The sequence below is a fragment of the Paenibacillus sp. GM2 genome (genome assembly GCF_900069005.2).
In the GTDB taxonomy this organism is placed as follows: Bacteria; Bacillota; Bacilli; order Paenibacillales; family Paenibacillaceae; genus Fontibacillus.
In genome coordinates this window covers 3421081-3433811 of sequence record NZ_LN831279.1, presented here as the reverse complement: position 1 = coordinate 3433811, position 12731 = coordinate 3421081, and the positions used below count along the sequence as shown (strand labels likewise).

The window sequence follows — 12731 nt, the reverse complement described above, 5'->3', positions numbered from 1 at the left end:
AGGAGGTAAAAATCCCCGCGCAGGTGAGCGGGTTTCTTGTGTCACACCCGCCGTTAAGTCAGCAGCTGAGAGCGATGGAGGAGGAGCTTGGCTCGCGGTTAGTGGAGAGAGGCGGTAAGGTCCTGGAGATGACGGAGGCGGGAAAGGCGCTATACAAATATGCGCTGCAAATGACCCAGCTGATGGAAGAGGCCAAGCTGGAGGTGAAGGAGGTAGGCAATGGCGTAAACGGAAGGCTGACGATCGGCATCAACACCTTCTCGGTCGATAACTTGCCTGATATTTTGCATCGTTTTAAAGAGCTATACCCCAGGGTCACCTATAAAATCCAGCAAAATGAGTCGTCTCATCTATGCAAATTAGTGGAGGAGCGCATCGTTGAGCTGGCGATTATCCGTTTACCGCTGGAGCTGGAGCATTTCTCCGTGCTGCATCTTCATACCGAACCGTTCTATTACATAACCTCTGCGCAGCGGCCTCCCTATGAACAGGAAGTGGTCTCGCTCGCAGATATTCAGGCCAGCCCGCTTGTTCTTCCCAGCACTGAAGGCCTGGGTGTGCATTATTCCATTCTGGAGGCCTTCTCCCGGCATCAGCTGCAGCCGAATCTCATTGGGGAATGCTCGGATATCCCCTTGCTGCTCGATCTGGTAACCTCTGAGTTCGCGGATTCGATCGTTCCCGAAACGGTGTTGCGGCGTCATCCCGGTTATCCGATACATGCCTATGAGATCACGGGCAATGGCTTGTCCACTTCTGTCGGGTTGATCTGGAACAAACATCATTATTTGTCCAAGGCGGCACAGAATTTTATTGACTTATTGAAAGAAAGAAATTGTTAAGAGGTTGATTCTGCAAGATATGTAATCAGTCAATATTGCATTAGTTCCTCTCTTTCTTGTTAGCTTTTCTGTATTGAGCCGGTGTGATTCCGTATGCTTTTTTAAAGACAGAGTAAAAGGTATTCACGGAGGAAAAACCGTAATTTTGGATGATAGGCTCGATTGGCGAATCGGTAGCTAGCAGTTCCCGGCAAACGAGTTCCAGACGCTTCTCCGAAATCGTATCCGTAATTGAGCGGTTCGTTTCTGCTTTGTATAGGCTGCGCAGATAGTTCACAGATAACCCCAGATTATCCGCCAGCATTTTAGTGGAGAGGTTGGGATCGCTGAGCCGCTCTTCGATCAGATACTCTACCTGCTCGATTAGCTTCGCATTTCTGGACAGGCCGCGCGCAGTGATGATATCACTCAGCGTCTTGTCCACCAGCATTTCCATCCAATGCACCACACTTGCAAGCGTCTCCTGCTGAATGATTTGATTTTCAAGCGAAGTAAGACCCCATGGGCTGGGAAGCGGCGGACTGAACTGGTCCTGCATGAGCCGGCGAAAATCGCTGAACAAAGTAATCAGGGACATTTTACACTCGAAATAGGGTAATTCCTTCAGCATCTCCACGGAAAAAGTCATGATCCCCAGCACAGTATCCCGGTTCCCTTTTTGAATCGCTTGAGCAAGCTGACGTTCCTTCTCCAACGAAAGGTGGAACAGCGTACCGGGAGCGCTGGACTCCTCCTTCAAAATAATCGCCCCGTGTCCAAAGCGGAATCGCTCCTGTGTCAATTCATACGTCTCCATGTATGTTTCATGCATATCCGTCAAACTCTGCGCTTCTCTCCCCCAAGCTACGGTCGTTTCAATGGATAAGTACTGTCTTAGCAGCTTTTGCGAATCTCGCAGCTTTGCCGCGATATCGTCGGTAGAGGCATGGACACACAGAACAACGGCGACATGATCGTTCCCCATATCAACCGTTTGCACCCGGCAATTTGCCCCTTGCAGCGATTCCTGAATAATGTTTGCCATAGCAAAGCGAAGCAGACGGCGGTCCTTCTCCGAATATATCTTCGTAAATTCCGGAAAGTGGTCAATCCGAAAGATCGCTACAGATAAGTTCTCTTCCGGAAGATCGATCTCGCATTCTTTAAACTGGTGGCGTATTTCATCCGATGAATGGGCTTCAGCACCTAGAAATTCACGAAGAAATCGCTCTTTGCTGAGAATCTTGCTATGGCGCCACTGTTCAGTCAATTCATCGATCTGTTCTTTTTGGGCGGCAAATACATTGGATAAATAATCAAGTTCATTCCTTGACTTGTGCTCCCCAAGCTGCTCTGAATGATACTGCCGCATGACGCTGCTGACTAATTCCTGAATGGGGGAATACACCCGTTTGGAGATCAGCACGATTACAGTTAGCGAGGCCAGAAATAGGCCTAAGAACAAGAACAGGCTTATGTTCCGGAGCATGGAGATTCTGCCAAGAATGACTGACTTCGGAATGCTCTCAATAAATGTCCAGTCCTGAATCCCCTTTATTGATGTGGTTGAGTAAACCATTAGCTGCTCTTCCTGTCCATGGGGCTTGAATAGCTCCCAGCCGCTATTTTTTTGTTCTCCTTGACGACCAAGCTCTAGGATTTGATTCCCGCTAAGCAAGGCAGTACTGAACACCTGTTCATTCCGATCATTTAGTACGGTCACTTGGCGATTGGGATAATTGGAATTGTCCTGAAGCAGATTCATTAGCTTATCTGTGTCGATATTCATGATGAATGCTGAAATCGAACTGTCCTTTTCATATAGTCTGACAATGGTGATGACATCCTTGGTAGCTCCCTTGTTCAGGGGGAGCGTCAGAGTTCTCGGTATAGGGACGGTTCGCTCCGCAAAATTCGGATCGTGCAGCCGGTTCATAATATCTTGATCATAAAAAGAGGCAGCGTCATTGATGCCAAGCCGGGAATCCACTACCGTACCCGTGTAGTCGTTGATCAGGTAAACCGAATCAATCGCAGGATTCGCATTTTTGATCTCCCCAAGCCGGCTCCATACGTTATAGGTCTCAAAGTCCGTGTAATGATCGGAAAGCGCGTATACTTTCAGCTTGCTGTCATTGCTTGAAGCGTAGGTGTATTCCAGCGACCACTCCATCAGCCCGGCTGTATTTCGGGCGCTGCCCAGCAGAAGCGATTCGGAATGATCTCCGATTTCCTTCAGCAGCGTTTTTGAGGACTGCCAGTATAGAAGCAGAAAGGAGAGAGCCAATACAAGTACGTTTGCGCTGACAAAATAAAAAATGATCTTCATATAAGTCGGATGCTTCTTGAATGAGGAATGAAGCGGAAAGCTGAATTTCTTCATACCGGAACCCCCGTTATATAGGTCTCTCTTTGATAAATGCAGATTTATTGTAGCATAATGCAGGTTTCCGTCAGCAGAATCGTTCATTTCTGGAAAAGTGATGTTTTTGGGAAGATGCGAAATCTATGCATGCGGTAAAAATCCGAGCTTGTCGGAATTGCCTCGCCACAATGGGCCTGATATGGTGACGACATCGGGTTGCGGATGTCCGCATCACGCCAAACGGACTTTTTTGACATAAGGGGGTACACGAAACTATGCAGTTCAAACGAGACAAGGGGAGAGGCTCCAAGCTGAAGCATATTGCTAAGAATCCCTTCCTATACGTTATGGCCGTGCCGGGCCTGCTGTTTTTCCTCGTATTCAGTTATTTTCCTATTTACGGGATTATGATTGCATTCAAGGATTATGACTTCTCCAAAGGGATCACGGGCAGCAAATGGGTCGGCTTTAAAAATTTCGATTATTTCTTTACCTCGGACGACTTTTGGACCGTCCTGCGCAACACGCTCGTACTGAACACGTTATTTATTTTGTTTACGACCATGGCTGCCGTTCTTATTGCACTTATGTTTAATGAAATTCGCAACAAATATTTTAAAAGAATCTCGCAATCGCTTATTTTTCTACCTTATTTCATGTCCTGGATCGTGGTTGGGATGATCGTCCAGTCGATGTTTGGCGGGGAGGAACCTATGATTAATGCCTGGCTTCAAGGACTCGACCTGGAGCCTATCAACTGGATGTTCGAGGCCAAGCTTTGGCCCTTTATTCTTACTTTGATCCGTGTATGGCAGGGAGCGGGGTATCTTTCGATTATTTTCCTCGCGGCAATTACCGGCATTTCTGAGGATTTGTACGAAGCTGCGCGGATCGATGGCGCCTCCAAGCCGCAAATTATGCTCCGCATTACTCTACCGCTGCTGGTTCCAACGATTATGATTATGACGCTGCTTGCCGTAGGACGAATTTTTAACGGGGACTTCGCTATGATCTATGCAATTATCGGAGATAACTCGCTGCTGTATCCTACAACCGATGTCATTGATACCTTCGTTTTCCGCTCGATGAGACAACTGCACGACTTTGGCATGTCATCGGCGGTCGGGCTGTTCCAATCGGTTATGGGCTTGATTTTCGTAGTCATCGCTAATGGGATTACCCGCAAGGTGTCTAAAGAATCCGCATTATTTTAGGAGGTAGCACGATGAGACAGAGTGTTTCGGACCGGGTGTTTACAGCGTCCGCTTACATTATCATTTTACTGTTTACCCTATTTTGTCTGTTCCCTTTCCTGCTGATGGTCATCGGTTCCTTCACCGATGAAGGAGAACTGATCGCACACGGGTATACGTTATTTCCGCAAAAATTTTCCTTATCGGCCTACAAAGCGGTGCTCCAGTCGGATGTACTGTTCAGCGGTTATAAAGTAACGATTCTGGTCACTGCCGCCGGGGCGTTAAGTGCTCTTTGTATCTCCGCCATGCTGGCCTATTCTCTAGCGAACAAGCGAAATGTACTGCAGACGCCTTTCCTGTTGTTTTGCTACCTGCCCATGCTGTTTTCAGGAGGCATCATTCCGTTCTACATCGTAGTCAGCCAGTGGCTGCATTTACAGAATACCGTTTGGGTGCTTATTCTAACATTACTATGCCAACCCTTTCTTGTCTTTCTGCTGGTTAGCTTTTTCCGGACTGTTCCTGAGGAATTGGAGGAGGCCGCTCGAATGGACGGAGCCAACGAAGTCAGAATTTTCTTTCAAATCATTCTGCCGATTTCCAAGCCGATTCTGGCTTCCGTCGGTTTGTTCTACGCTTTGAACTATTGGAACGACTGGTTTATGGGACTTATGTTCGTGGACAATGAAAAACTGTTCCCTCTGCAGCTAATCCTGCGACGGATGGTGTCTAATATGGAGGCGGCCAAAAACCTGATCCCTTCCAGCGCGGCGATCGCAGTTACTCCGCCGACTTATGGTGTGCGGATGGCGACGACCGTACTTACGATCGGTCCGATCATCCTATTATATCCGATGCTGCAGAAATATTTTGTCAAAGGCCTTACAGTAGGGGCTGTCAAAGGATAGCCGAAGATTCCGGCATTAACCGGAATCTTCCGGTTAAGCATAGATGCAAGTTTAATCAATACAAGGGAGGTTGAGTAAATGAAGATCAAAAAAATGTTTGGCACGGCGATGGCCGTGGTTCTGGCATCGTCATTGCTGCTGGTCGGCTGCGGTGGCGGTAGTAATAGCAGCGGTGGGAATATCGAGCCGGGAGGCGCCAATCCAGGGAATGCTGCGGGTAATTCTACGGCAAGCAATCCTAAGGAAATCGTAGAATTAAAGGCTTATTTGCCTGGGGATAAGCCGGTAGGGTTCGATGAGGTGATGAAGGCCGTCAATGAGAAACTCAAAACGGACCAAATTGGTGCCTCGCTGAACATCAACTTCCTCCCGTGGTCGGATTACGGGAACACGGTTGCGGTCAAAATGTCCGCCGGCGAAGACTTCGACATGTATCTGGATGCGCCTTGGCTGTCCATGAACCAGATGATCGCCAGCAAATCGCTGAAGCAGTTGGACGATATGGTAGCGGAACGATCAGAATTGAAGGCTTCCATCCCCGATGAAATGTGGGCATACAACAAATTCGACGGCAAAATAATGGGGATTCCGCTGGGTACGACGCAAGGACCCGTTTACGGTCTCCTGATTCGCAAGGATTTGCGTGAGAAATACGGATTGCCTGAGCTGAAAACGATCGATGATTTGGAGAAATTTTTGTATACGGTTAAAGAAAAGGAGCAAGACATCAAACCGTTAGTTTTCAACGGGCTCAAAGCGGATAAACTGCCGTTTATACTGAGTAATTCCGCTAATTTGGCCCAGGACGAAGTACTCGAAATCGGCGTCAATATGTTTGCTTATTCAACCAAGGACAAGAAAGTGGTCGGTCAATGGGAAAGTCTGATGATTGCCGATGCTTTCGACCGGGTTACCAAGTATTATAATGACGGCATCTTGTCTAAAAACATCGCCCAGGAGCAAAATGCCGAAACACTGTTCAAACAAGGCAAGTATGCAGCAACCTATTACGCGGCTGATGGCGTGGAAGGACTCAAATATGCAGAAATGTTGAAAGACGGCAGCGACAAATTGGAGGTCTTCATGCCTAACGGAGATACAGCCAAGCCGTATACGGCATTTCAGCAATGGAACTTCCTCTGCATTCCGGCTTCTTCCACACATGCGGATCTGACAATGGACGTGGTCAACTGGCTTTCGGTCAAGGAAAATCATGATTTGATGGAATACGGGATTCCCGGCAAGGACTGGGAGCCGGTTGGCAACACGAGCTATAAGGCTCTGTCCGATTACTCATTCCCGGGCTACGCGCTAACCTGGCGCCCGGCACTGAACCGCACCCCGGATACGATGATGCCTGACGATAAGCACTGGTTCGATTTTGCCGCCGACCCGGCTAACTTTACATTGAGCCCAACGGCAGGCTTTGCCTTTAACGCCGAGAATGTCAAAACCGAATACGCCAAAATGACACCTTTCCACGATTCTGTATTCCTGCCGCTTTGCCAGGGCGTGCTGCCGGCGGACAAAGGCAAGGAGATGCTGGAAGATAAAATCATGGGGGTAGGCGGTCAAAAGGTCATCGATGAAATTCAAAGCCAAATTGATGCTGTTATATCTGCCAAATAACAAATCAGAGCAGAAAGAGGTATATAACTTATGCACGTTAAGCGCTGTGTACACAACCCTGTAATCCGAACCAAGGACGTTAAGCCCTCACGTCCCGATTTTAAAGTACTGGGTGTTTTTAATGCGGGTGTTGCCACATATGAGGGAGAGACAATTTTATTGCTCCGCGTTGCAGAGGCGCCGATTTCAGACCGGATGGACGAAGTTCTCGTCCCACGTTTAAATGCAGCAGGAACTGAATTACTCGTGGAACGTTATGACAAATTAGATACGCGATACGATTTCTCGGATTCACGTGTTGTGGTCAAGGGCGGGAAGACGGTTATGCTGACCTCGCTATCTCATCTTCGTGTAGCGCGAAGCCAAGACGGGATTCATTTCGATATTGAGGAGCAGCCTGCTATGTTTCCCGAGAACTCTCTCGAAGCCTGGGGAATCGAGGATCCGCGGATTACCCGGATCGGGGATACGTACTACATTACCTACAGCTCCGTTTCAATTCGGGGTGTTGGCGCGGGTCTGGCAGAAACGAAGGATTTCCGCACATTCAGACGTCTCGGACTTATGCTGGCTCCCGAGAATAAGGACGTCATGCTATTTCCGGAGAAAATAAATGGACGTTACTACACTCTGCATCGTCCGGTACCGAATTCATTCGGCGAGCCCGAGATATGGATTGCCGAGTCGCCTGATCTAGAACACTGGGGCAACCATCGGTTTCTGATGGGCCTTAGTGAGCAAGGCTGGGATTCAGCCAGAATGGGAGGAGGCGCGGTTCCGATCCGAACGGAGCGCGGCTGGGTCATGCTGTATCACGGGGCGGATTCCAAGCATCGTTATTGCATGGGCGCCGTGTTGCTTGATCTTGAAGACCCTGCCAAAGTCGTTGCCCGGTCAACTCGCCCGATTCTGGAGCCGGAAGCAGAATATGAAGTGAATGGGTTTTTCGGCGGCGTAGTTTTCTCCTGCGGTGCACTCCTGATCGGGGATACCGTTCGTATATATTATGGTGCTGCCGATGAAGTAATGGCTTTTGCAGATATTCCATTGGACTTTATTTATAGCACATTACAATAATTTCCCATCGTTGATTGAAGCCTCGCTGGATGCATAATGCGGGGCTTCATTTGTGAATGAAGCGATAGAGCAAGGTGAATGGAAGTATCCTATGATCTCGATCAATTTCCGAATATCACCATGGGGTATCCAGATGCCAGCATCAGCCGAATAATACGGTCACCCGGGCCGAATTTGTGGTATTGCTGGCGAATGTGCTGAAGCTGGAGAGAAGCGGACTTCACAAGGCTTTACCTATGGAGGCGAAGATCGCCGGATGGGCGAGGGCAGCGGCGGAAGTGCTCCGCAAGCTCGGCATCATTAACGGACGGGATGCCGGCCAATTCGTTCCATATGGCACTGCGACCCCGGGTAGAAGGTGTAGTCATGCTGGTCCGGGTGATGGGGCTCAACGGTAGATAATAAGCGATAAACAATAGCGTCGATGCCAATTTGAATTGGCATCGACGCTATTGTTTATTAAGTTCTATTTTTCGCTTCTTTTATTAAGCATTCCATAGAATCAGACATAACAAGTGTTGAATCAGACCTTAAAATTTCCAAAATGTAGAATTAAAATAAAATTTCGCCAATTATTCTTACGGAATGTGAAGGGGTGATACAGTAATAAATAATAATTTGGAAAGCGCTATCATTTTGTCGGATTTATCGTAGTTTCCGGAGTGAGTGATTTGCAATATGACTCGGTTAGGAGGAAGGAACAAGATGCGAAATAGGTTTGTCGCTTGGTCGTTGATAGCGTCTATTATTTTCTCGGCCTTCTTTTCCAGTATCGGACTTCATATCGAAGCTTCTGCTGCAACAGGTCCGAACCTTGCGGCGGGCAAAAGCGTAACCTCCAGTGGTTATGCAGATGTATACGTGGCCAGTAACGCTGTGGATGAGAATCAAGGAACCTACTGGGAGAGTACGAATCATGCATTTCCGCAATGGATTCAGATTCCTCTTGGTGGTTCAGTGGATGTTGAAGAGGTCGTGCTTAAGCTTCCGGCTGGCTGGGAGACAAGAACACAAACCTTATCCATTCAAGGCAGCGCGAACGGGACGGATTTCTTCAATATCGTCAATTCAGCAGACTACACATTTAATCCCGCTACAGGCAATACGGTCACGATTGATTTTCCTTCAACAAATACGCAGTATGTGAGAGTTCATTTTACGGCAAATACAGGCTGGTCAGCGGCTCAATTGTCAGAGGTCGAGGTGTATGGTGCTTCTGCACCGACGGCCAAACCGATCCCGGGCAAGATTGAAGCCGAAGCCTGGGATGCCATGTCTGGCGTACAAACGGAGTCCACCTCCGATACTGGCGGCGGCTTGAATGTTGGCTGGATCAATACCGGAGATTGGATGGATTATTTCGTTAATGTGGCGGAGTCGGGAACCTATACGGTTGAGTATCGTATCGCCAGCAATACGAATGCGGGAGAAATTCAGCTGCGCTCCGGGCAGACGACACTGGCTACGACCTCGGTTCCGAATACGGGGGGTTGGCAAAATTGGCAGACCGTCACGGCAACGGTGCCCCTAACTCAAGGCTTGCAGACGCTGCGCGTATATGCCGGCGGACCTGATTTCAATTTGAACTGGATTAATTTCAAGCTAGGCGATACGGTCACGCAACCGTTAACGGCACCTGGCAATTTAGCCTATTCACAACCTGCGCCCGGAACGATATTGTTAACCTGGAATGCCTCTACAGGAAGTACAGGTGTCCAGAGCTATGAAATATACGCAAACGATCAGCTTAGAGGTACAGTGAACGGTTCAACCCTTGCTTATACTGACAACCAGCCTTCCGGTGCCACTGTCACATATTATGTCATCGCTAAGGATGCTGCGGGCGATTCCTCACCGCGGAGCAATACCGTTACACGTGTCGGTGAAGGGGTTTCCGGCAGCAATCTGGCTCTGAATAAACCGATCACCGCCTCTTCAACAGTTCATACATTTATTGCGACCAATGCGAATGACGGGGACACGGATACCTATTGGGAAGGAGCGCCGAACTCTTATCCGAACCAATTAACCGCCAGTCTGGGCGCGAATGCCAATATTACCTCGATTGTACTGAAGCTGAATCCGTCCTCGGCATGGGGAACCCGGACACAGACGATCCAAGTGCTCGGGCGGGAGCAGAATGCTTCCGGCTTCGTCAACCTGGTCTCCGCAGCACCGTACACATTTAACCCGGCTACAGGCAATACGGTAACGATTCCGGTCACAGCAACCGCCGCAGATGTACGTCTTGTCTTCACAAGCAATACAGGCTCTTCGGCCGGGCAAGTAGCAGAATTGCAGATCCTGGGTACCCCGGCTCCAAGTCCGGATCTTACGGTCTCCAGTGTATCATGGAGCCCAGCTACCCCGAATGAGACCGCACCGATTACTTTAACAGCGCTCATCAAGAATATCGGGACAGCATCCTCTCCGGCAACTACGGTGAAGTTTTATCTTAATAACAATTTGGCCGGAACCGCTGCCGTCGGTGCCTTGGCGCAAGGGGCTTCCCAAAACGTATCTGTGAATATAGGTGCCAAGACTGCTGCTTCCTATACGGTTAGCGCCGTTGTTGATGAGAGCAACACGATTGTGGAGTGGGACAAGACGAACAACAGCTTGGTGAGCCCAACGCCTCTGGTTGTAAGCGAGGTTCCAAGCTCCGACCTTATTGCGACAGCGCTCTGGTCGCCGGGTAATCCCAGCGCCGGAGATACGGTAACCTTCTCTGTGAATTTGAAGAATCAGGGCAATATCGCCAGCTCTGGCGGTGCGCATGCCGTTACCCTTGTGCTGAAGGACAGCTCAGGGAATACCGTACGCTCTTTAAACGGGACATATAATGGCAGCCTATCCGCAGGAGGATCGGCTAATGTATCGCTGGGTACTTGGACCGCTGCCAACGGCAATTATGCTGTGACCGCTACGGTTGCCGCAGATGCCAATGAGATTCCGGCAAAGCAGGATAATAATTCCAGTTCCAGCGGGATGTATATTGGACGCGGCGCGAATATGCCGTTTACCATCATCGAGGCGGAATCGCCTGCGAACAAGACGAACGGGACGATTCTCGCTCCAAACTTCAAGCCTGGCGATTATGCAGGTGAAGCTTCAGGACGTTCGGCGGTCTACCTCGATAATACGGGGAAATATGTAGAGTTCACATTAACCTCCTCGGCTAACGCATTTGTGCTTCGGAGTTCCGTGGCCGAAAATACAACAGGAACCGTTAGTATTTATGCGAATGACGTGAAGAAAGGCACCTTTACGGTAACTTCCAAGTACTCTCATGTGTATGCGACTCCAAGCACGCTGGGGCAATTGGGATATGACAATCAACCAGGGTCAGGACTGACGGCCTACTGGCTCTATGAGGATTCCCAGCTGCTGCTGAATGAAGTGTTCCCGGCCGGAACGAAGATCAAGATCCAGAAGGATAGCGGGGACGTACCATGGATTTATGTCGATCTATTGGAGACGGAAAATGTCGCACCGCCGGCTTCCAATCCTGATCCTGGCAAATATGTCGAAGTGTCTGCCAGCAAGTCCATTGAGCAGGCTTTGAATGAATTCAGACAGGATCAGACGAAGAAGGGAATCTTCATTCCTGCAGGCGAATGGACAATTAATAGCAAGATATTCCTGTATGGAAGAGCGACGGAGATTATTGGCGCAGGTCCTTGGCATACGAAGCTGGTAGCTCCGAAAAATCAGACCAATACCGATGTCGGCTTTAATATTAGCTCTACGGCGGACGGATCTACGATCCGCGATTTATCCGCCTGGGGGAACTACGTCTACAGAGTGGACGGCCCCGGCAAATTTATAGACGGCAACGGAATGAAGAATGTGACCCTTCAGAATCTTTGGGTTGAGCACTTTATCTGTCTGTATTGGGGAGTTAACTCTTCCAACAACACCTTTAAGGACAATCGGATCAAAAATATGTTCGCAGACGGGATCAACATGACGAACGGTTCCTCCTATAATGTGATCGACAACAACTATGCCCGGGGAACTGGCGACGATTCCTTCGCCTTATTCAGTGCGATTGATGCGGGAGGTTCTTATAATGTCGGCAACAAGTATACCAACCTGACGGCAACCTGCGTCCGGCGCGCAGCGGCATTTGCGGTATACGGCGGTTCCGATAACCTGTTCCAGAACCTCTATGGCGCGGATACGCTGACTTACCCGGGAATTACGATCAGCAGCTTGAGCTTTGGGTACAACACCTTAGGCTTTGGGGACAAGGATACGGTGATTGACGGAGTAACCTTGGATAGAACAGGCGGAGATTTCTGGACCAGTGCAGGTGCAGACGACAAGATTAACGAATACCAGAACTTCGGGGCGATTTGGTTGTTTGGAGCAGACAGAGCCTTCAAGAACATTCTGGTTAAGAACGTTGATATTAATAACCCGGTATACTTCGGGCTGATGTTCCAGACGAAATCGCCGGAGAATCTGGCGATGCAAAATGTCCGCATTGAGAATGTCAATATCAACAATCCGAGCCGTTACGGTATCAAGCTTGTGGTTAGTGCGGAGCAAGGGCAAGGTCCGGTCGTTGGCCAAGCCAGCTTCACGAATGTGAAAGTAAATAACCCGGGCGTTCGCGCGATTTATGGCGAAGACAAGAGTCCGAACTTTACGGTGAACAGAGTATCAGGCAATAATTGGTGATTGTTGCCGTACGGCTAATATCCGGGGGGAGGAGCCGGGAGCGGTTCAG

The 12731-nt window shown here is 49.1% G+C and carries 8 protein-coding genes; 7 read left to right on the top strand and 1 reads right to left on the bottom strand.

What is annotated here, in order from left to right; all coding sequences use genetic code 11:
• A partial coding sequence (locus tag BN1360_RS25095) for a LysR family transcriptional regulator (protein WP_148466654.1) occupies positions 1–842 on the top strand: 842 nt, incomplete at its 5' end.
• 40 nt (positions 843–882) lie between these two features.
• Here the strand turns inward: BN1360_RS25095 and BN1360_RS25090 are convergent.
• Entirely contained in the window at positions 883–3204 is a 2322-nt protein-coding gene (locus BN1360_RS25090; RefSeq protein ID WP_068782599.1) for a helix-turn-helix domain-containing protein, read from the bottom strand.
• 257 nt (positions 3205–3461) lie between these two features.
• Here BN1360_RS25090 and BN1360_RS25085 point away from each other — a divergent pair, with 257 nt between their 5' ends.
• The 6 genes from BN1360_RS25085 (at position 3462) to BN1360_RS25060 (ending at position 12682) form a co-directional block, all read left to right on the top strand.
• Positions 3462–4400: an ABC transporter permease gene (locus BN1360_RS25085; protein ID WP_068782598.1), complete on the top strand. Its 939-nt coding sequence runs from the start codon at positions 3462–3464 to the stop codon at positions 4398–4400.
• A gap of 11 nt (positions 4401–4411) precedes the next feature.
• Positions 4412–5290, top strand: a complete 879-nt coding sequence (locus BN1360_RS25080; protein WP_068782597.1) for a carbohydrate ABC transporter permease — start codon at positions 4412–4414, stop codon at positions 5288–5290.
• 78 nt (positions 5291–5368) lie between these two features.
• Positions 5369–6919, top strand: a complete 1551-nt coding sequence (locus BN1360_RS25075; RefSeq protein ID WP_068782596.1) for a DUF3502 domain-containing protein — start codon at positions 5369–5371, stop codon at positions 6917–6919.
• A gap of 30 nt (positions 6920–6949) precedes the next feature.
• The gene (locus tag BN1360_RS25070; protein WP_068782595.1) at positions 6950–7996 is read left to right on the top strand and encodes a glycoside hydrolase family 130 protein; all 1047 of its coding nucleotides are present in this window, start codon (positions 6950–6952) and stop codon (positions 7994–7996) included.
• 176 nt (positions 7997–8172) lie between these two features.
• The gene (locus BN1360_RS25065) at positions 8173–8394 is read left to right on the top strand and encodes a hypothetical protein (RefSeq protein ID WP_068782594.1); all 222 of its coding nucleotides are present in this window, start codon (positions 8173–8175) and stop codon (positions 8392–8394) included.
• Between the two features lie 307 nt (positions 8395–8701).
• A complete protein-coding gene (locus BN1360_RS25060) occupies positions 8702–12682 on the top strand; it encodes a carbohydrate-binding protein (protein ID WP_068782593.1) in 3981 nt (1326 codons plus the stop codon).
• The last annotated feature ends 49 nt before the right edge of the window (positions 12683–12731 follow it).

Bases quoted from the DNA above. Each gene is read 5' to 3' on its own strand.
- BN1360_RS25090 (WP_068782599.1), bottom strand. From the start codon at position 3,204: ATGAAGAAATTCAGCTTTCCGCTTCATTCCTCATTCAAGAAGCATCCG.
- BN1360_RS25085 (WP_068782598.1), top strand. From the start codon at position 3,462: ATGCAGTTCAAACGAGACAAGGGGAGAGGCTCCAAGCTGAAGCATATT.
- BN1360_RS25080 (WP_068782597.1), top strand. From the start codon at position 4,412: ATGAGACAGAGTGTTTCGGACCGGGTGTTTACAGCGTCCGCTTACATT.
- BN1360_RS25075 (WP_068782596.1), top strand. From the start codon at position 5,369: ATGAAGATCAAAAAAATGTTTGGCACGGCGATGGCCGTGGTTCTGGCA.
- BN1360_RS25070 (WP_068782595.1), top strand. From the start codon at position 6,950: ATGCACGTTAAGCGCTGTGTACACAACCCTGTAATCCGAACCAAGGAC.
- BN1360_RS25060 (WP_068782593.1), top strand. From the start codon at position 8,702: ATGCGAAATAGGTTTGTCGCTTGGTCGTTGATAGCGTCTATTATTTTC.